Origin of the sequence: Kitasatospora sp. NPDC018058 (assembly GCF_044327205.1) — a bacterium.
Lineage (GTDB): Bacteria > Actinomycetota > Actinomycetes > Streptomycetales > Streptomycetaceae > Kitasatospora.
In genome coordinates, this window is sequence record NZ_JBIRFA010000006.1 from 163,627 (window position 1) to 183,770 (window position 20,144).

General features: G+C 72.9%; 17 protein-coding genes. 15 read left to right on the plus strand and 2 right to left on the minus strand.

Annotated features, from left to right (window positions below):
- Position 1 precedes the first annotated feature (1 nt).
- The 7 genes from ACH4E7_RS10700 to ACH4E7_RS10730 all read left to right on the plus strand — a co-directional run bounded on the left by ACH4E7_RS10700 (position 2) and on the right by ACH4E7_RS10730 (position 10,051).
- Entirely contained in the window at positions 2–1,603 is a 1,602-nt protein-coding gene (locus ACH4E7_RS10700; protein WP_396248664.1) for a DUF4157 domain-containing protein, read from the plus strand.
- Between the two features lie 7 nt (positions 1,604–1,610).
- The gene (locus ACH4E7_RS10705) at positions 1,611–2,516 is read left to right on the plus strand and encodes a toll/interleukin-1 receptor domain-containing protein (protein ID WP_396248665.1); all 906 of its coding nucleotides are present in this window, start codon (positions 1,611–1,613) and stop codon (positions 2,514–2,516) included.
- 260 nt (positions 2,517–2,776) lie between these two features.
- Entirely contained in the window at positions 2,777–4,366 is a 1,590-nt protein-coding gene (locus ACH4E7_RS10710; protein WP_396248666.1) for a threonine/serine exporter ThrE family protein, read from the plus strand.
- A 246-nt stretch (positions 4,367–4,612) separates the two neighbouring features.
- A complete protein-coding gene (locus tag ACH4E7_RS10715; RefSeq protein WP_396248667.1) occupies positions 4,613–4,768 on the plus strand; it encodes a DUF6131 family protein in 156 nt (51 codons plus the stop codon).
- 195 nt (positions 4,769–4,963) lie between these two features.
- Entirely contained in the window at positions 4,964–5,902 is a 939-nt protein-coding gene (locus tag ACH4E7_RS10720; protein ID WP_396248668.1) for an ABC transporter ATP-binding protein, read from the plus strand.
- An 8-nt stretch (positions 5,903–5,910) separates the two neighbouring features.
- On the plus strand, positions 5,911–7,293 hold the full coding sequence (locus tag ACH4E7_RS10725; protein WP_396248814.1) for an ABC transporter permease: 1,383 nt from the start codon (positions 5,911–5,913) through the stop codon (positions 7,291–7,293).
- Positions 7,294–7,297: 4 nt separating this feature from the next.
- Complete coding sequence (locus tag ACH4E7_RS10730) at positions 7,298–10,051, plus strand: alkaline phosphatase family protein (protein WP_396248669.1); 2,754 nt, start codon at positions 7,298–7,300, stop codon at positions 10,049–10,051.
- Positions 10,052–10,294: 243 nt separating this feature from the next.
- Here ACH4E7_RS10730 and ACH4E7_RS10735 read toward each other — a convergent pair whose 3' ends face one another.
- Together ACH4E7_RS10735 and ACH4E7_RS10740 are read right to left on the minus strand one after the other, a co-directional pair.
- Positions 10,295–10,669 carry a cupin domain-containing protein gene (locus ACH4E7_RS10735; protein WP_396248670.1) on the minus strand — a complete coding sequence of 125 codons (375 nt, stop codon included), beginning with the start codon at positions 10,667–10,669 and terminating at the stop codon, positions 10,295–10,297.
- Between the two features lie 73 nt (positions 10,670–10,742).
- Positions 10,743–11,168, minus strand: a complete 426-nt coding sequence (locus tag ACH4E7_RS10740) for an SsgA family sporulation/cell division regulator (RefSeq protein WP_396248671.1) — start codon at positions 11,166–11,168, stop codon at positions 10,743–10,745.
- 370 nt (positions 11,169–11,538) lie between these two features.
- Between ACH4E7_RS10740 and ACH4E7_RS10745 the strand changes: the two genes are divergently transcribed.
- From ACH4E7_RS10745 to ACH4E7_RS10780, 8 genes are all read left to right on the plus strand, one after another.
- A complete protein-coding gene (locus tag ACH4E7_RS10745; protein WP_396248672.1) occupies positions 11,539–11,970 on the plus strand; it encodes a hypothetical protein in 432 nt (143 codons plus the stop codon).
- Between the two features lie 138 nt (positions 11,971–12,108).
- Entirely contained in the window at positions 12,109–13,800 is a 1,692-nt protein-coding gene (locus tag ACH4E7_RS10750; protein WP_396248673.1) for an enoyl-CoA hydratase-related protein, read from the plus strand.
- A 133-nt stretch (positions 13,801–13,933) separates the two neighbouring features.
- The gene (locus ACH4E7_RS10755; RefSeq protein ID WP_396248674.1) at positions 13,934–14,980 is read left to right on the plus strand and encodes a hydrogenase expression protein HypE; all 1,047 of its coding nucleotides are present in this window, start codon (positions 13,934–13,936) and stop codon (positions 14,978–14,980) included.
- An 87-nt stretch (positions 14,981–15,067) separates the two neighbouring features.
- Positions 15,068–16,852, plus strand: a complete 1,785-nt coding sequence (locus ACH4E7_RS10760) for a nickel-dependent hydrogenase large subunit (RefSeq protein ID WP_396248675.1) — start codon at positions 15,068–15,070, stop codon at positions 16,850–16,852.
- A complete protein-coding gene (locus ACH4E7_RS10765; protein ID WP_396248676.1) occupies positions 16,849–17,316 on the plus strand; it encodes a thioredoxin in 468 nt (155 codons plus the stop codon). Before ACH4E7_RS10760 ends, ACH4E7_RS10765 begins: the two co-directional genes overlap by 4 nt.
- The gene (locus ACH4E7_RS10770) at positions 17,313–17,960 is read left to right on the plus strand and encodes a DUF5947 family protein (RefSeq protein WP_396248677.1); all 648 of its coding nucleotides are present in this window, start codon (positions 17,313–17,315) and stop codon (positions 17,958–17,960) included. The genes ACH4E7_RS10765 and ACH4E7_RS10770 overlap by 4 nt, the downstream gene beginning before the upstream one ends.
- 150 nt (positions 17,961–18,110) lie before the next feature.
- Positions 18,111–18,755, plus strand: coding sequence for a DUF6084 family protein (locus tag ACH4E7_RS10775; RefSeq protein ID WP_396248678.1), 645 nt, complete (start codon positions 18,111–18,113; stop codon positions 18,753–18,755).
- Positions 18,752–20,122 (plus strand): hypothetical protein, encoded by a 1,371-nt coding sequence (locus ACH4E7_RS10780; protein WP_396248679.1) that lies wholly within the window; start codon positions 18,752–18,754, stop codon positions 20,120–20,122. Before ACH4E7_RS10775 ends, ACH4E7_RS10780 begins: the two co-directional genes overlap by 4 nt.
- The last annotated feature ends 22 nt before the right edge of the window (positions 20,123–20,144 follow it).

A 20,144-nucleotide genomic window follows, 5' to 3' on the forward strand; every position in this document is an offset into this window, starting at 1 on the left:
CTTGCACGCTCCCTCGCACGCCCGAGACAACGTCAGGACCCAAGCCGCCGGCCGCACCGGCTCGACGGCCCGCTCCGCCCGCGGCGGCGGCCGGGCGCCGCTGTCGGGCCTGGCGGCGCTGCAGTCCACCGCCGGGAACCGGGCCGTCGTCCAGATGCTCCGCCGGGCGGGGGCGGCAGGACCGGGGCAGCGGGTCGGCGGGGCGGTGCAGCGCTCCACCGTCCACGACGTGTTGCGCACGCCCGGCCGTCCGCTGGACGCCGCCGTCCGCTCCGAGATGGAGGGCCGGATGGGCGCGGACTTCTCCGCCGTCCGCATCCACGACGACAGCGCCGCCCGCGCCTCCGCCGCCGAGGTCGGCGCCCGCGCCTACACCTCCGGCAACCACGTCGTCATCGGGGAGGGCGGCGGTGACCGGCACACCCTGGCCCATGAGCTCACCCACGTCCTCCAACAGCGCCACGGTCCCGTCGCGGGCACCGACAACGGCGCCGGGCTCAGGGTCTCCGACCCCTCCGACCGGTTCGAGCGCGAGGCGGAGGCCAACGCCGTCCGGGTGATGCGCAGGGCGGTGACCGTCGGCGGGCCCGCCGCGGCGGACCGGGCCGAGGAGCACCAGGACGAGCACGGCCACGGACCCGGCCCCGGTCCGCGCACCGGGGAAGCCGTGCTGCAGCGGGCGGGCGGCGTCTTCCAGCCGTTCACCGGCATGACGGCCGGCAACGCGGCGCTCGGCGGACTTGCGACCGACGTCCTGAAGGGGGCCGGCTACGTCTACGCCAACGGCGGCACCCTGGGCAACTCGGTGTACCTGGAGGAGATGCTCAGCAACAGCGGGGGCGGCTCGGCACCGGGCGAGCCCCTGGACATCACCGTCATGAAGCAGGCCGACGTCAACCTGGTGCGCGCCAGCGGCCAGCAGAACGTGGCCACCGCGATGCACGCGATCAACGGCGACTTCGTCGCGGGCGCCAACAACACCGCCTGGAACATCTTCATGGGCTCCGCCCGGTCCAACACCCAGGAGCACTACAACAAGGTCGAGAAGCACATCCGCTCCCACATGCAGGACGGCACCCACGGGCTCGCCGCGAGCTACGAGCAGTGGCTCGCCGCCAACCCGCCGATCGACCTCGGCGACGGCGACATCGGCTGGGCCGCCCCGGGGCAGGCCATCCAGGGGGCTGATTCGAGCGCGGCAGCCTTGGCACCGTACGCGCAGGACCACCCGAACCTCACCCACGTCCTGGACCCGGCGGCGCCCCTGAGCAACCCCAAGAAGGCGTGGCCCAAGATGATCCACTACCGGGTCACCCCGCACTACACGTACAGCGGCAATCCGGCACAATGGCCCCAGTTCCTGCAGAACAACCTCGCGGCGGCGCAGATCCTCGTGGACGCGGAGCAGGCCAAGCCGGTGAACCAGCAGGACCAGCAGGGGCTGGCCAACGAGATCGCGGCCATGAACATCCTGCGGCAGCGGGCGCACCAGCTGTTCCCGGAGACGTACACCTGCGAGGCGGACTACTACCTCGCCTCCTACAACCCGCAGGCCCCCTGGTACCACAGCCACGACAAGGACGACTACGACGCGGAGGCCTGAGGCGCCCATGCCCCACGACGAGCACCACGACAAGCCCGACGACGAGCGCGACGAGTACGGCGAGGAACGCGGCACGGCACCCGACCTGACACACGGTGACGGGCACGACGGCCCGGAACGGGCGGTGCGTCCCGGGGTCTTCCTCGCCCACGCGCCCGCGGACGGCGACCTGGCCGCCACGTTGGACGCCCGGCTGCGCGCCGGGGGCGTACGGACCGCCGTGGACGAGTCGCGCGACCTCTCCGACGGCCTGCCGGCCGAACCGGTGCTGCAGGAGTTGGGCGCCTGTGACCTGTTCCTGCTCCTCTGGTCCAGGGACGCGGCCGACGACCCCCACGTCCGGGAGCAGCGCCGGTACGCGGACTCGTTCGACAAGCCGTGCCTGGTCTGGCCGCTCGACGGGACGGCCCTGTCGCCCGGGGAGGGGCCGGTGGAGCGGCTGTCGCCCGGCAGCGACGCCCGGGAGGTGGACGCTGCGGTCCACCGGCTGCTGGGCACCCGTCCCACCGACGCGCGGCCCGGTGACGGCCCCGGGTGGGACCGGGCGGGCGGCGCGGTGGTGGCGCCCGGCCGCTGGGTGATCGAGAGCGACGCCCAGTACGGGGAGTCCCTGGAGCTGGAACTCGCCCCCTCGGCGGACACCGCGGTACCGGACGACTCCGTCGAGGGCGGCCATCTGACGGGCACCCACCTGAGGGCAGGTCTGCAGGGCAAGGTCACCGGCCGCTGGTCGTTCACCCGTACGGAGGGCCGGCTCGACCTGGAGCTGGCGACCTCCTTCGGGCTGCGTCCGGTGCGCGAACTGCGGCGCCTTCAGCTCCTGGGCGGCGACGACCGCTCGCTCACCGCCGAGGACCTGCACGGCATCGCCGACCCGCGGCACTACCGGCTCACCCGGGAGCTGCCCGTCTGAGACCCGCGGACGCCGGTCGGCCGCCGGGCCCACCCACCGCCTGGGCCGGTTTTCAGGTGATCCCATCGGCGCCCAGCCCTCAGCGCCCGGCGTCCAGCTCCCAGCCCCCAGCGCCCGACGCCCGACGCCTGGCGACCGGCCATACCCGGACGCCGGGCGTGAACAATCCGCCGCACTCCGGGCGCGACGTTCACGAATCGATGGCTCCGGGTAGTCAAGCGGGTGCTAAGAGTAGCGGTGTGGGGGTGGTGCGGGGAGCGATGATGCCGGAACACGAGCGGTTCGGTGTGTGGGCCGAGGCGGAGGGCTCGGCCGGCCGACGCGTGCCGCCGCAGGGACAGCCCGGTGAGGCCCAGGAGGCCGGCCCTGCCCCTGGGCGGCCGCCCGGAAGGCCGACGGCGCCCCGCCAGGACACCGGCGCGTCCGGGGCGCCGAGCGAGCGCGCCGACAGGGACGCAGCAGCCCACTGGCCCGACCTGATGCTGCCGTTGCTGCGCACCCCGACCACTGCCCGTCCGCTGGCCGGTGACCGCGCGGTGACCGGCGTGGACGAGCCGGGGCCCGCCGAGGTGGCCGCCGTCCTGGACCTGGTACTGCTGGTGGGTGAGCTGATGCTGGCCTGCGGCGAGGCCGCGGAGGACGTCGAGGCGGCCATGCTCGCCGTCGCGCGGACCTACCGGGCCCGGCCCTGCGACCCCCAGGTCACCTTCACCCGGGTGGCGATCTCCTACCAGCAGGGCCGCGGCGGGCCGCCGGTGACGGCCGAGAGGTCCGTGCACCACCCCGCCGGGGACTATGCGCGGCTGGCGGCGGTCTTCCGGCTGGTCACCGAGATCACCGTCGGCGGACTCCGCGTGAACGACGCCCACCACCGGCTGAGGGCGGTTCGCCGACACTGCCGCCGCTACCCCGCCTGGGCGCTGGTCCTCTCCTCCGGCCTGCTGGCCGGCGCCGCGGCGATGCTGGTCGGCGGCCGGGCCGACGCCCGGGCCTGGCTGGTGTTCGTCAGCGCCGTCGTCACAGCCATGGCGGGCGACCGGCTGTCGGCGCTGGTCGGTCGCCATGACCTGCCGAATTTCTACCGGATCGCGACGGCCGCGACCCCGGCCGCGGTGGTCGGCATCCTGATGTCCTTCAACCAGCTGCACCTGCGCGGGTCGGTGGTGATCATCGGGGGGCTGTACGCGCTCCTGCCCGGATGGCCCATGGTGGCGGCGGTGCAGGACGGCCTCGCGGGCTTCTACCTCACCGCCGCCGCGCGGCTGCTGGAAGTGCTGTACCTGATGGCGGGCGTGGTCGTCGGGGTGATGACCGTGCTCTACGTCGGCGTCAACAACGGCGCCGACCTGGCGGCCCAGGGCGTTCCGGCGTCGTCGTCGAACCCGCCGCTCCAGCTGGCGGCGGCGATCCTGCTCGCCCTGACCTTCGCGGTGCTGCTCAACACCGAGCCGGGTACGCTGCCGGGCGTCCTGGTCAACAGCGGGGCGGGCTGGACGACGTACGCCGTGCTGGTCGACGCCGGTGGGGAGCCCATCATGGCCACCGGCCTCGCCGCGGTGCTGGTGGGCCTGTCCGGCCAGCTCATGGCCCGGTACCGGGGAAGCTCCGCGCTGCCGTTCGTCACCGCCGCGCTGGGGCCGCTGCTGCCCGGGTCACTGCTGTACTTCGGGCTGGTCGCCTTCGTCCGGGGCGAACCCGAGACGGGGCTCAGCGGCCTCGGGCGCGCCACGGCCACGGCGATGGCCCTCGCCATCGGCGTGAACCTCGGCCGCGAGGTGGCCCGGCTGTTCCTCCCGGCGCCGGGCGTGGCCCCGGCCGCCCGTCGGCGCAGGGGCCGCCACCGCCGCTGAGGAGCGGTCGACGGGCATGAACAGGCGAGAGGGACGCCGCGCCCTGTTCACCGGCGATCCCGTCCCCTCGGCCGGATGACTTTCGGGGGCCGGTCAGGGGTTTACCGGGCCCGTGGGGCGGTAGACGCGGCTCATGGGACCGGCCGGAGGAGTGATGGCTCCGCCGCCCAGGGGCGGCTCCGGCGCCGAGCGCGCCGCAGCCGATCCCTCCCGTCAACCGTCACCGTCACCCCCAGGGAGGACATCGTGATCGCGCTCGGCGTCATCCTGCTCATCGTGGGTTTCGTCATCGGGATTCCGATCCTGTGGACCATCGGCGTCATCCTGCTCCTCGTCGGCCTCGTCCTGTGGTTCGCCGGAGCCCTCGGGCACGCCGTCGGTGGACGCCGCCACTACTACTGACCCGACACCCAGTCCATTCGCCGCGGACCCCTGAGCCGGAGCCGTCGCGCTCTGCGGCCGGCCGGTCGACGGGCCCGGGCCCGGGCCCGCCGTCGGGGGAGGAGGCCGTCTGCTGTTTCATCGGCGTTCAACCGCGCGCTCCTGACTGCGCTTCGTCAACGCCCTACGTTCCCTGGGGGACTGTGAGATGGGGCTATGGACGACACGCAACCTGCCGTACGGGCACGTGGATTGACCAAGTACTTCGGTGACGTCGTGGCGCTCGACGGGGTCGGGCTGGACCTGGCGCCCGGGCGGATCCACGGGCTGGCCGGGCCGAACGGTGCCGGGAAGACGACCCTGCTCGGGCTGCTGCTCGGGCTGGCCGTCGCCGACGGCGGCGAGTTGGCCGTGCTGGGCAGACCGGTCGGGCGGGCCCTGGCGGCACCGCCAGGGGTGGCCGGATTCGTGGACGGGCCCGGGCTGTACCCCTCGCTGACCGCCCGTAGGAACCTGGCCGCGCTGGCCGCGCTGAGCGGGCCCGACCCGCGGCCGGGGCGGATCGACGAGGTGCTGGCCGAGGTCGGGCTGACCGAGGTCGCCGACGACCGGGTGCGGGGGTTCTCGCTGGGCATGCGGCAGCGGCTCGGGCTGGCCGCGGCGCTGCTCACGAACCCCCGGCTGCTGGTGCTCGACGAGCCTTCCAACGGTCTGGACCCGGCCGGCAAGCAGCATGTGCACCGGGCGTTGCGGCGGCTCGCGGACGGCGGGGTGACCGTCGTGCTGTCCAGCCACCGCATGGACGACCTCCAGGCGCTGTGCGACGAGGTCACGATCCTCGCGACCGGGCGCGTCCGTTTCTCCGGCCCGCTGGAGAAGTTGGCGGCCGAGACCCGCGAGCTCGACCACCGGCTGCTCACCTCCGATTCGGCGGCCGCCCGGCGGGTGGCCGCCGAGGCCGCGGGGGTGCGGGTCGTCGACGCCGGGGCTCGGGGCCAGGCTCTGGTCGTGCGCGCCTCGGCGCCGGCCGTCGAGGACCTCGTGGCCGAACTGGTGCACGCGGGCGTGCGGGTGCGCGAAGTCGTCCCCGTGGTGCCGCCGTTGGAGGCCGCGTTCCTCGCTCTGACCGATCAGCAGCAGGAGGGCCGAGCGTGAGCAGGGCCATGGCCGAGGACACGATGGCCGGTACCGACGCCGCACCCGGGGCGCGCCTGGTACCGGTGAGCCGGGTCTACCGCTTCGAGGTGGTCAAGCTCGTCTCCCAGTGGCGGATCCGGCTGCTGATGCTGGCCTGCTGGACCCTGCCGGGGCTCTTCACGGCCGCGGTGGCCCAGCAGGGGACCCTGCCGTCCGACACCCTGTTCGGCCGCTGGATGCACGCCACCGGCTGGGCCGGCCCGCTGGTGGTGCTGGGCTTCTCCGGCTCGTGGGCGCTGCCCCTGCTGACCTCCGTGGTCGCGGGCGACGTGTTCGCCGCCGAGGACCGGCTCGGCACCTGGCGGCACCTGCTGGTGGCGGTCCGCTCGCCGCGGCGGATCTTCGCGGCGAAGGCACTGGCGAGCGCCACCGTGATCGTGCTGCTGGTGGCCGGGTTGGTGGCCGCGAGCACGGTGGGCGGGCTGGCGGCAGTCGGGAACCAGCCGCTGGTCGGCGTCGACGGACACCCGCTGTCCCCGGCGGACGCGGCCGGGAGCGTGCTGCTGGCCTGGGTATGTGTGTTGGCGCCGACCCTGGCGCTGGCGGCGATCGGCCTGCTCGGCTCCGTCATCCTGGGACGCTCGCCGACCGGGCTGCTGGTACCCGCGTTGGCGGCGGTCGCGATGCAGCTCGCGCAGCTGCTGTCGCTGCCGGTGGCGCTGCGCCTCGCGCTGCCCGGCTATGCCTTCGTCTCCTGGAACGGGCTCTTCGCCGACCCCGCGCAGCTCGACGAGCTGCTGATCGCCGTCGCGGTGAGCCTGGTGTGGGCCGTGGTGGCGACCGCGTCGGCCTACCGGCTCTTCGTACGGCGGGACTTCACCAACGGCAGCGAGGACGGCACGGGTCGCCGCGCGCTCGCCTTCGGGGTGCTGCCGCTGGCCGGGCTGCTCGCGCTGACCGTCGGGGCGGTCGCGGTGGCCGCGCCCTCGACGGGCTCGGGGATCTCGCAGGGGAAGGTGCAGCAGTCGGTCGCGACCGTGTTCGCGCACCTGTACCGGCTGCAGACCGACCAGCTGCACCGCCCCGCCGTCACGGAGGCGCAGTTACGGGTCACGGCGGCGTGCGAGCGGGGTGACGGCCAGGTCGACCCGGAGGGGCCGGGCAACGACTGGCGCTGCGTCGTGACCTGGCACCTGCCCGGTACGGCCGCGCCGGGGACGGCGGTCTACCAACTCGACGTGGCCCCGGACGGTCGGCTGACGGCCGACGGCGACGGGCCCAAGGAAGTGAACGGCTACTTCCTGGTGCACACCCCGACCGGGGACGCGCCGAACCCGCTGTGGCAGTTCGACGGTCAGGTCGAGCTGCTCTCCTCCACAACGAACTCAACGACCTCAACGAAGGGCTGACGCCATGCAGGTAACGCGTCGTCGACGCTTCCGGAAGGATCACTTCTTCGTCCTTCCCGGTCGGCGTGCGGGCCGCCGTGCCACTCTCGCCACGGCGTGCATCACGGCGGTGGCCGTGGCCACGGGCACGGCTTTCGCGACCACCCACCAGTTCGGCACGGACCGGGTCGGCGAGGTCACCGCCGACGGCCAGGTCATCTCCAGCGACCAGTACATCGCCCCGTACGGCGACCGGCTCGTCATCGACAACGGCAAGATCATGGCCTCCCGGGTCAGCCCGGACGGCGGTCACCTGGCCGCGTCGATCGCCGACGGCGACGCCTCGCTGGTCGTGGTCGATCTGAAGACCGGCCGGGTGCAGCAGCGCGTCGGCAAGGCCAAGACGGACGACCTGCACCTGACCGACGGCACGGTCGGCCAGGAGGCCCCGGTGTACTCGCCGGACGGCTCGCAGCTGTGGCTGGGCCAGCTGGACGGCTACACCAAGTTCACCGTGAACGCCGATGGCTCCCTGGCCAACCCGGTGAAGGTGGCGATTCCGGCCGACGGCGCCAAGCACGCGCTGGCGTCGGGTGCCGTGTTCTCCGCCGACGGCTCGACGGTGTACGCGGCGGTCAACGGGCAGAACCGGGTGGTCGCGATCAACGCGGCGACCGGCGCGATCGAGCACAGCTGGACGGTCGGCAACGCACCGCGCGGCATCGCGCAGGTCGGCCGGAAGCTGTACGTCGGCAACGAGGGCGGGCGCCCGGCCGGCTCCGACGACGACACGATCAACTCCTACGGCACGCCGGTGGTGGCCGACCCGGACACCGGCGCCACGACCACGGGCACCGTCAGCGTGATCGACCTCGGGGACCCGGCCGCCGCCGTCGGCTCCATCGACGTCGGCCTGCACCCGACGACGCTGTACGCCAAGAACGGCGCGCTGTTCGTCACCGACACCGGGAGCGACGAGGTGTCGGTCATCGACACCGCGCAGGACAAGGTCGTGCAGAGCATCTCCACCAAGCCGTGGCCGGAGGCCTCGGTGGGCTACGAGCCCGACGCGGTGACGCTCACCGACGACGGGCGCCTGCTGGTCACCCTCGGCCGCGCCAACGCGGTGGCCGTGTACCGCTACAGCGGTGCGCAGGAGCCGGTCGGCTACGTCGGCCTGCTGCCCACGGACTACTTCCCGACGGAGATCACCACCGTCGGCTCGACGGTGGTCGTCTCCAACACCCGTGGCATCGACGCGCGCCGGCCCAACAGCACCGGCGCGCACAACACCCACGACACCACCTCCAGCCTGACCCGGTTCACGCTGCCCGGCGACCGGGAGATCCGCTCCCAGACCGCCAAGGTCTTCCGGCAGAACGGCTGGACCAACGGCGCGGTGCAGACCGCCGGCCAGCACAAGGCGAAGCCGGTGCCGGTGCCGGCACGGATCGGCGACCCCTCGACGATCAAGCACGTCTTCCTGATCGTCAAGGAGAACCGGACCTACGACCAGCTCTTCGGCGATCTGTCGAAGGGCAACGGCGACCCGAAGCTGGCCCAGTTCGGCGTGAACGTGACGCCGAACCAACACGCGCTGGCCGAGCAGTTCGGGCTCTACGACAACACCTACGACATCGGCACCAACTCCGCCGAGGGCCACAACTGGCTGATGCAGGCCGACAACCCGGAGTACACCGAGTCCTCGGCCGGCGAGTACGAGCGCAGCTACGACACCGAGGACGACGGCCTGGGCCACCAGCGGTCGGGCTTCCTGTGGACGGGCGCGCAGGCGGCCGGCCAGGACGTGCGGGACTTCGGTGAGTTCCACCAGTTCCTGACCAAGCCCGACGGCGCGAACTGGCAGAACCTGTACTGCGACGCGAAGACCATGGACGCGACCGGGCAGGACACCGCCTACCCCCTCAACTCCTCCTCGCCGATCCCCTCGCTCAACAGCGTGTCGGTGCCCGGCTTCCCGAAGTTCGATCTGGACGTGCCGGACCAGTACCGGTTCCAGATCTGGAAGCAGGACTTCGAGCAGAACGGCCCGGCGAACCTCAACATGCTGTGGCTGTCCAGCGACCACACCGGTGGTCCGGCCGGCCCGGCCGCGCAGGTCGCCGACAACGACCTGGCGGTCGGCAGGATCGTGGACGAGATCTCGCACAGCGAGTACTGGAAGGACTCGGCGGTCTTCGTCGTCGAGGACGACTCCCAGGCCGGTCTCGACCACGTGGACGGCCACCGCGCCCCGATCCAGATCATCAGCCCCTGGGCACAGCACGGGGCCGTCGACAGCCGCTACTACTCGCAGATCACGATGGTCCGCACCATCGAACAGATCCTCGGGATCCACCCGATGAACCAGAAGGACAGCGCGGCCACCCCGATGGCCACGGCCTTCACCGACAAGCCGGACTTCGCGCCGTTCACCGCGGTGCCCAACCGGACCCCGCTGACCGACGGCCTGAAGACACCGCCCTCGTGCGGCCTCGACGTGCCCGGGCAGCAGGACCGCCGCGCGGAGGCCGCCCCGGTGACCACCGCGCCGCCGGCCGCGGAGCGTGTCGTCGCGGACCAGTGGGACGCCTGGAAGTCCAAGCAGCACCTGACCGGCCCGAACGCCGCGCCGGACCGCGCGAACCCGGCGCAGATGAACCACCTGACCTGGTACCAGACGCACGACTGGACCACCCCGTACCCGGGTGAGAGCGAGATCCTCGCACCGAACGACGTGCCCGGCGCGTATCTGCCGTCCGCGGAGAACGACGGCTGATCCGGCTCTGGTCCGACGCCGATTCAGCTCTGATTCAGCTCTGATCGCGCTGGGGAACCCTGATCGGGCCCCGGGCCGGGGCCATCGCCGCCCCGGGGCCCGACGCGACGGCGGCGCACCGCAGGTCGTCGTCCTCGACCAGCAGTATTCGCATGCCGAGCAGCACAGCCGCGACCTGCGGCGAAGCAGCCCGCCCCCGATCCTCCGCCCGCCCAGGGCACCTCGCCGCCCGTCCCCGGCACGCTACGAAACGGGAGCGGGGCGGATGGCGAGGCCGGGGCGGCGGCGGTGGACGGTGAGGTAGAGGAGGCCCTCCGCGTCCGCGGAGAGGGCCTGCCGGGCGCCGTGCGGCAGCCAGGCCGTGCATCCCGGGGCGAGGGTCTGCCGGCCGTTGTCCGTGTCCAGGTGGCCGCTTCCGCCGAGGATCTGGACGAGCACGTCGAGGTCCGGCTCCACGTGCTCGGCGACCTCGGCGTTCGGCGGCAGGCGGATGATGTTGGCGTCCAGCTGGCGCCCCTCCTCGACGAGTCGCCACAGCGCCCCGCTCCGGTCGGCCGGGGCTTCGCTGAGCAGGGACTCCAGGTGGGTGAGCACACCGGGCCCGGGATCGGGCGTCAACAGGGCCTCCTGCGGGCGAGCGGGTACGGCGGGATCTGCCTGTGGATTCTACGGAACGGCGTGCGTGTCCGGGTCAGTCGTCGGCGAGGAGGCGGGTGACGGCGGCGTCGACGTCGAGGTGGTCGGACTCCGATCCCGCGGGCACCAGGTCGAAGGAGTCGGAGAGGAACGCGGTGACGACGTCCCCCGGGGCGCTGAGCACGGCCGCGGTGCCGGTGGGCCCCCGCAGGGTGATGAGGACCTCGCCGTCCGGGCCCGGACGGACCTTCACGTCGCCGCTGCCGACGGGTTCGTGGCGGCCTTCGTTCAGCAGTTCACGGCTGAAGTACCAGCACACCTGGGCGCCGTCGCCGGTGCACCGGCACGGAGTCAGCGGGAACGCCAGGCAGGCCGCGTACGGGAGGCTGGTGTCGAAACGGAGTTCCGCGTCGACCGGGACGTCGGGCAGCGCGCTGTCGGGGAACGTGACGGGCACCGGGCGGACAGTGGACATCTGCATCGATCGGCCTCCTGCGATCGCTACGGGCCGACCCGGGGCGGACCGGCGCACCTGAGGGGCGCCTACCCGGTGCGCTGACGGGCACCGCGTGGGGTCGGAATCTCCACAACCCCTTCGCACAGCGCGAGCGGGCCGACCCTGCCCGGGGCGAGTCCTCGCCTCCGGTGTCACCCGTGGGGATGAAACGGACGGCCGTTCGGGGGCGTTGGCCTGGCCGTGGGGGCCCTGCCCGCCGCGATCCTCGACTACGTGCTCGGGTCAGTGTCCCCTTCCCGAACGGAGCCCCCACGTGACCAGCCCCCGGCCCCACCCGTACATCCGCACCATCCACCCGTTCATGCACGCCACCCTCACGGTCGGCTGACCCGCCGTGGCCATCCTGGAACACGCCGGTCGACGCGGCCGAAGGCTCACCCACCTCGTCCTGCGCCTGCTGGCCGCCGCCGGACTCGCCGTGGACGCGGCCGTCCACGCCCGGCTCGCCGACCAGTACGACGCCGTCGGTGACTCCATCACCCAGGGCACCCTGTTCCGCGCCGAGGCGGCCGCCGCGAGCCTCGCGGTGGTCCTCGTGCTTTTTTGGCGGCACCGGGCCGGCGACCTCTTCGCCTGGGCGGTCGCCGCCTCCGGGCTCGGCGCGCTGCTGCTCTACCGCTACGTGGACGTCGGCGCCCTCGGGCCGCTGCCGAACATGCACGAGCCGGTCTGGTTCGGTGACAAGACGCTCGCCGCCTGGGCCGAGGGGGTCGCCACCGCGGCCCTCACCGTGCTGCTGCTCGACAACCGTCGGCGCCGGATCTGATCCGGCCGCCGCCCCGTCGCCCTGACTCCCCGCCGCCCGGGTGAACGGGCGGCGCGGCGGGCCGGACGGGCCGGGGGCCGGGTGGGGCCGGGGTCATGATCGCCGGGTTCCCGGAGGCCCACACCGTCGGAGGCGGACATGCGGATCCTGCTCCTCGCCAGCGCGTTCAACAGCCTCAGCCAGCGGCTGTACGCCGAACTGCGCGACCGGCGGCACACCGTGGACATCCAACTGGCCGGTGATGACGACGAGGTGAGGGCGTCGGTGGGCCGCCTGCGGCCGGACCTGGTGCTCGCCCCGATGCTCCGCACGGCGATCCCGCGGGAAGTCTGGTCGGAGCTCACCTGTCTGATCGTCCATCCCGGCCCACCGGGCGACCGCGGCCCGTCCTCCCTCGACCGGGCGATCCAGGACGGCCGAGCCGAGTGGGGCGTCACGGTGCTCCAGGCCGAGGCGGAGATGGACGCGGGGCCGATCTGGGCCTGGGCGCCCTGCCGGCTGCCCGAGCGCGGCAAGAGCGACCTGTACCGCAACGAGGTCGCCGACGCGGCCGTGGCGGCCGCGCTGCTCGCCGTGGAGCGGGTCGCCTCGGGCAGCTACGCGCCGCAGCCGCAGCACGGCCCCGGCTGGCGGGAGGCGGTGCGCACCGGGCCCTTCCTGCGGCAGGAGGAGCGCCGGATCGACTGGGCGGGCGACTCCACCGAGGCGGTACTGCGCAGGCTCCGCGCGGCGGACTCCCAGCCCGGGGTGCTCGACGCGCTGTGCGGCGGCGAGTGGTACCTGCACGGCGGGCACCGCGAGCCGGTGCTGCGCGGCGGTCCGGGTGAGCTGCTGGCGACCCGTGCCGGCGCCGTGTGCCGGGCCACCTCGGACGGCGCAGTGTGGATCCCCGAACTCCGCCGCCGCCGCACACCCGGGGGGCCCGCGACCTTCAAGCTCCCCGCGGTGACGGCGCTCGGCGCCCTGCTGCCGCCGGTCCCGGAGGTGGCGGCGCCGCTGATGCCGGGCGGGCAGGACAACCCCGCGTGGTCGGACATCCGCTACCGCGAGGACGGCCCGGTGGGCTTCCTGCGCTTCTCGTTCCCGGGCGGGGCGATGTCCACCGACCACTGCCGGCGGCTGCGGGAGGCGTACCGCTCCGCCCTCGCCCGCCCGACCTCGGTGCTGGTGCTCGGCGGCGGCCGGGACTTCTTCTCCAACGGCATCCACCTCAACGTCATCGAGGCGGCGCCGGACCGGGCCGCCGAGTCCTGGGCCAACATCACCGCGATGGACGACCTGGTCGCCGAGGTGCTCACCACCACCGACCGGCTGGTGGTCGCCGCCGTCGCGGGGAACGCGGCGGCCGGCGGGGTGATGCTGGCCCTGGCCGCGGATGAGGTGTGGTGCCGCGGCGGCTCCGTCCTCAACCCGCACTACCGGCTGATGGGGCTGTACGGCTCGGAGTACTGGACGTACACCCTCCCGCGCCGGGTGGGCGCGGCGGAGGCCGAACGGCTGACCCGTCAGGCGCTGCCGGTGTCCGCGGCGGCCGCCGAGCGGATCGGCCTGGTCGACCGGGTGCTCGGCTGCGGGCCGCAGGAGTTCGGGCCGAGCGCGGCCCGCCTGGCCGGGCTGCTCGCCGCCTCGCCCGCCACGCAGCGCCGGATCGCGGCGAAGAAGGCCGCCCGCGAGGCCGACGAGCGGGCCAAGCCGCTGGCGGAGTACCGGGAGGAGGAGCTCGCGGTGATGCACCGGCAGTTCTTCACCCCCGAATCGCCGTACCACGCGCTGCGGTCCGCGTTCGTGCGCAAGCGCCCAGCGCCCGCAGGGTCCGTCGCGCGGATGTGACCCGAACGGCCGCGCCCGCTTGCGTCCTGCGGGCGACCCCTTCGGCTCTCCGGACCGGCGTCCGATCCGAACCGTTGCTATGACTTGTCGTTGAGCCATTTCGTCCGGCTCCCATCCCCGAGGAGGCATCCTCATGGGTGCTGCAACAACCGACACCGACGTGGTGCACGTTCTCTGGATCAACGCCGGCCTCAGCTGCGACGGCGACTCCGTCTCACTGACCGCCGCGATGCAGCCGAGCATCGAGGAGATCGTCACCGGCGCGCTGCCCGGCCTGCCGAAGGTCGCGGTGCACTGGCCGCTGATCGACTTCGAGTGCGGCCCGGTCCAGGGCGCGGACAACTTCGTCGAGTGGTTCTTCAAAGCCGACCGCGGCGAGATCGAACCGTTCGTCCTGGTCGTCGAGGGGTCCATCCCCAACGAGAAGATCAAGAAGGAGGGCTACTGGTGCGGCTTCGGCGACGATCCCGTCACCGGCCAGCCCATCACCACCAGTGAGTGGCTGGACCGGCTCGCCCCCAAGGCGACCGCAGTGGTGGCGATCGGCACCTGCGCCACGTACGGCGGCATCCACGCGATGGCCGGCAACCCGACCGGCGCGATGGGCGTGCCGGACTACCTCGGCTGGAAGTGGAAGTCCAAGGCCGGGCTGCCGATCGTCTGCGTGCCGGGCTGCCCGATCCAGCCCGACAACTTCGCCGAGACGCTCACCTACCTGCTGTACCAGCTGGCCGGCTCCGCGCCGATGATCCCGCTCGACGACAAGCTGCGGCCCGCCTGGCTGTTCGGTGCCACCGTGCACGAGGGCTGCGACCGCGGCGGCTACTACGAACAGGGCCAGTTCGCCACCGACTACGGCACGCCCGAGTGCCTGGTGCGGCTCGGCTGCTGGGGCCCGGTCGTCAAGTGCAACGTCGCCAAGCGCGGCTGGACCAACGGTATCGGCGGCTGCCCGAACGTGGGCGGCATCTGCATCGCCTGCACCATGCCGGGCTTCCCGGACAAGTTCATGCCCTTCATGGACCCGCCGCCCGGCTCGCGGGTCTCCAGCGGCGCCAGTACCGCGTACGGATCGCTGATCCGGCGGCTGCGCGCGATCACCCAGAAGACCGTCGACAGGGAACCGAAGTGGCGCCGCACCGGCCGCCACCTGACCACGGGCTACCGCCCGCCCTGGTGACAGGGGAGGGCCGCACGCCGACCGGCGTGCGGCCCCGTCGACCTCCGCCCCGCTCGTAGACCCCGTAGACAAGGACACGCAGACACGATGGCAACACCGACGACCAGGGCGGCCGGCGACGGCAGCGGCCTGACGGAGATGTCCTGGGACCCGATCACCCGGATCGTGGGCAGCCTGGGTATCCACACGAAGATCGACTTCAAACAGAAGAAGGTCGCGGAGTGCTACAGCACCTCGTCCGTCTTCCGTGGCTACAGCGTCTTCATGCGCGGCAAGGACCCGCGCGACGCGCACTTCATCACCAGTCGGATCTGCGGGATCTGCGGCGACAACCACGCCACCTGTTCGGTCTACACCCAGAACATGGCGTACGGCGTGAAGCCCCCGCACCTGGGCGAGTGGATCATCAACCTCGGCGAGGCCGCCGAGTACATGTTCGACCACAACATCTTCCAGGAGAACCTGGTCGGGGTCGACTACTGCGAGAAGATGGTCCGCGAGACCAATCCGGGCGTCCTGGAACTGGCCGAGCGCACCGAGGCCCCGCACGCCGGCGACCACGGCTACAAGACGATCGCCGACATCATGCGCTCGCTCAACCCGATCGAGGGCGAGTTCTACCGCGAGGCGCTCCAGGTCAGCCGCTACACCCGGGAGATGTTCTGCCTGATGGAGGGGCGCCACGTGCACCCCTCCACGCTCTACCCGGGCGGCGTCGGCACGGTCGCGACGGTGCAGCTGTTCACCGACTACCTGACCCGGCTGATGCGCTACGTCGAGTTCATGAAGAAGGTCGTGCCGCTGCACGACGACCTCTTCGACTTCTTCTACCAGGCCCTGCCCGGCTACGAGGAGGTCGGCAGACGGAGGGTCCTGCTCGGCTGCTGGGGCAGCCTCAACGACCCGGACCACTGCGACTTCACGTACCGCAACATGACGGACTGGGGCCGCAGGATGTTCGTCACCCCCGGTGTCATCGTCGACGGCAAGCTCGTCACCAACGACCTGACGCAGATCAACCTCGGCATCCGGATCCTGCTCGGCAGCTCCTACTACGAGGACTGGCAGGGCAAGGAGCTCTTCGTCACCCACGACCCGCTGGGCAACCCGGTCGACCCCCGGCACCCGTGGAACCAGCACACCATCCCGCAGCCGCAGAAGCGCAACTTCGACGACAAGTACAGCTGGGTGATGTCCCCGCGCTGGTTCGACGGCAAGGACCACCTCGCCCTCGACACCGGCGGCGGCCCGCTCGCGCGGCTGTGGTCCACCGCCCTGTCCGGGCTGGTCGACATCGGCTACGTCAAGGCCACCGGCCACAGCGTCCGGATCAACCTGCCCCGCTCGATGACCAAGCCCGAGGTCACCTTCGAGTGGAAGATCCCGCAGTGGAGCAACGCCATCGAGCGCAACCGGGCCCGCACCTACTTCCAGGCCTACGCGGCCGCCGCCGCCCTGCACTTCGCCGAGAAGGCGCTCGACGAGGTCCGCGCCGGGCGCAGCCAGACCTGGGAGCGCTTCGAGGTGCCGGACGAGTCGATCGGCTGCGGCTTCACCGAGGCCGTGCGCGGCGTGCTCTCGCACCACATGGTGATCCGCGACGGCAAGATCGCCAACTACCACCCGTACCCGCCCACCCCGTGGAACGCCAGCGTCCGCGACAGCTACGGCACGCCCGGCCCGTACGAGGACGCGGTACAGAACACGCCGATCTTCGAGGAGAACTCCCCGGAGAACTTCAAGGGCATCGACATCATGCGCGCGGTGCGCAGCTTCGACCCCTGCCTGCCCTGCGGCGTGCACATGTACGTCGGCGGGCGCACCCTGCAGACCATGCACGTGCCCACCGGCCTGAGCGGGCTCAGCGCATGACGGCCGAACAGACCGGGCTGCGGATCCAGGAGGCCCTGGACGCCCTGGCCGGCAGCGGCGCCGAGCGGGCGGGCGAGCAACTCGTCCGCGACCTCATGGAGTTCTACGGCGAGGGCCTGGCCAGGCTCGTCCCGCTCGTGCCCCCGCCCGCTCTGGAACGGATGCTCGACGACCCCGCGGTGGCCGGGCTGCTGCTCCTGCACGACCTGCACCCCGAGGACGTGACCGCCCGGATCGACCGGGCGCTCGCCAACCTGCCCGAGCGGATCGAGGTGCTCGGCTTCGAACCGGACACCGGCACCCTGCGGCTGCGCCGGACCGCCTCCGGCTGCGGCTGCGGGGAGCAGGACGTCGAGGCGGCACTCGCCTGCCACGTGCCCGAGGTGACGGCCCTGGAGCTGGAACGCGCCCCGCAGCTGCTCCAGATCGGCACCCGCCCGCCGCAGTCCGTGGAGGCCCGATGAACACCCGCAGGGTCTCCCGCGACGGGATCGCCGTGCTGCGCCGGCTGCGCGAGCCGGCGCCGCCGCGGCCCGAGCAGTGCGGGTTCTGCGGCCGGGACCTGCCCGTCGGCCACCGCCACCTGGTGGACGTAGAGGAACGCGCCCTGGCCTGCACCTGCACCGCCTGCGGCCTGCTGTTCCAGCGGCCGGGCGCGGCCGGCGGTCGCTTCCGCACCGTGCCGGACCGCTATCTCCTCGACCCGGACGGCGAGTTGGACGAACGGGCCTGGTCGGTGCTCGGGATCCCGGTCGGCACCGCGTTCCTGTTCCGCAACGCCGTCCTGGACCGGCTGCTCGCCTTCTACCCCGGGCCGGCCGGCGCCACCGAGAGCGAGGTGGACGACCAGGCCTGGGAACGCGCCCTCGGCGCCAGCCGGCTGGCCGCCGCCCTGGAACCGGACGTGGAGGCGCTGCTGCTGCGCCGCACCGACCGGAACGTCGCATGTTTCCTGGTGCCGATCGACGTCTGCTACGAGCTGGTCGGCCGGCTGCGGCGGTGCTGGCACGGCTTCGACGGCGGGGCCGAGGCGCGGGCCGAACTCGACGCCTTCTTCGAGCGGTTGGCCGCCCGGGCCCGCCCGCTGCGCGCGGAGGTGACGGCGTGAGCGAACGAAGTGAGCGAACCATTGGAAGGTGCGCGTTGTGCGAAGCGCTCGCCGAGCGCAGCGAGGTGGGCGTATGAGCGAACGAAGTGAGCGAACCGTCGGAAGGTGCGCGTTGTGCGAAGCGCTCGCCGAGCGCAGCGAGGTGGGCGCATGAGCGCGCTCGGCTTCACCTGCACCGGCGTGCGGTCCGACCCGTACGCGGCCGCGCCGACCCTGGTGTTCCGGCTGCGGGTCACGGCTCCGGCCGACACCCGGGTGCACGCCCTCGCCCTCCAGTGCCAGCTGCGGATCGAACCGGGCCGCCGGTCGTACGCCGCCGCCGAGGGCGAGCGGCTGACCGACCTGTTCGGCGAACGGGAGCGCTGGGCGTCCACGCTCAACCCGATCCAGTTCGCCACCGTGCCGCTGCTGGTGCCCGGCTTCACCGGGGAGACGGAGGCCGACCTGGCGGTGCCGTGCAGCTACGACCTGGAAGTGGCCTCCGCCCGCTACTTCCGGGCGCTGGACGGCGGCGAAGTGCCGATGCTGCTGCTCTTCTCCGGCACCGCCTTCGCCGGCCCCGGCGGCTTCCAGGTCACCCCCGTGCCTTGGGACAAGGAGGCCCGGGTGCGGATGCCGGTGCGGGTCTGGCGGGAGGCGATCGACCAGCACTTCCCCGGCTGCGGCTGGCTGCGCCTGCCGGACGACGTGATGGACGACCTGCTGACCTACCGCTCCCGGCGGGCCCTGCCCTCCTGGGAGGCGACGCTGCGCGAACTGCTCGCGGCGGCGGCGATCGACGGGGGCGTTCGGTGAGCGGCCTCCCCGACGGGATCGAGCGCGCCTTCGCGGCCGCCCGGCAGATCGCCGACGCGGTGCTGCTGGAGGGCTACGTGCTCTACCCGTACCGCGCGTCGGCGGCCAAGAACCGGCTGCGCTGGCAGTTCGGCGTCCTGGTGCCGCCCGAGTACACCGCGCAGGGCGGCGAGCACTCCCACCAGCGCACCGAGTGCGTGATGGAGGCGCGCCCGGGCGACCGGCTGGCGGTCGAGCTGCGCTTCCTACGCGTTCAACGGCGAACCGTCGAACGGGTTACCGCCACCGGCGGGTTCGAGCCCGTGGAACGGTTGGAGCTGGCCGACCAGGTGCTCGTCGAATGGGACGAGGGCGTCGAGGAGAGGGTCGAACTCCTTCTGCCGGTCGATGAGTTGAGCGGCGAAGGAGTGCAGCGGGGGTTCCGGCTGCCCGGCGTCGGCGGGACGGAGCTGCTGCACGAGCAGGGCACCGCCGTCGGACGGCTGGTGCGGCGGCGCGAACAGGTCGACGGCCTGGTGCGGTTGAGGGCCGAGGAGCTGCCCGGACCGTACCGGGCGCAGCGCCTGACGGCGGTGGTGGAGAACGCCTCCGCCTGGACGCCGCACCTGCAGGCCGGCCGCGAGGAGGCGCTGCCGCGCTCCCTGGTCTCCACCCACCTGCTGCTCGGTCTGGAGCGCGGCGGCTTCCTGTCGGCCACCGATCCGCCCGAGTGGGCCCGGCCGGCCGTCGAGCGGTGCCGCAACGAGCGCACCTGGCCCGTCCTGGCCGGACCGGACGGCGAGCACCAGGTGGTGCTGTCCTCGCCGATCATCCTGGAGGACCACCCGCGCGTCGCCCCGGAGAGCCTCGGCACCCTGTACGACGCCACCGAGATCGACGAGATCCTGGCGCTGCGGACGGCCGCCCTGACCGAGGACGAGAAACGGGAGGCCCGCGGCACCGACGAACGGGCCGGGGCCGTGATCGACCTGGCCGAGTCCATGCCGCCCGAGGTGCTGGAGCGCCTGCACGGCGCCATCCGCGGGCTGCGCGAGGTCACCGGCGACGCGGGCGACGCGGAGCAGCCCTGGTGGGACCCGGGCAGCGACCCGCAGGTCGATCCCGAGCGGGACCGGGTGCTGGTCGACGGCCACCCGGTCGGCGTCGGCAGCCGGGTGCTGCTGCGGCCCGGACGGCGGCGCACCGACGCCCAGGACCTCTTCCTGGACGGGCGGACCGGCGTCGTGGAGGCGGTGCTGCACGACGTCGACGGCTCGGTGCACCTGGCCGTCACCGTGGAGGACGATCCGGGCGCGGACCTGTGGCGGGCGCAGGGACGCTTCCGCTACTTCCAGCCCGACGAGGTCACCCCACTGGAGGAGCCGTGAGCGAGCGGAGCGAGGCGGGCGC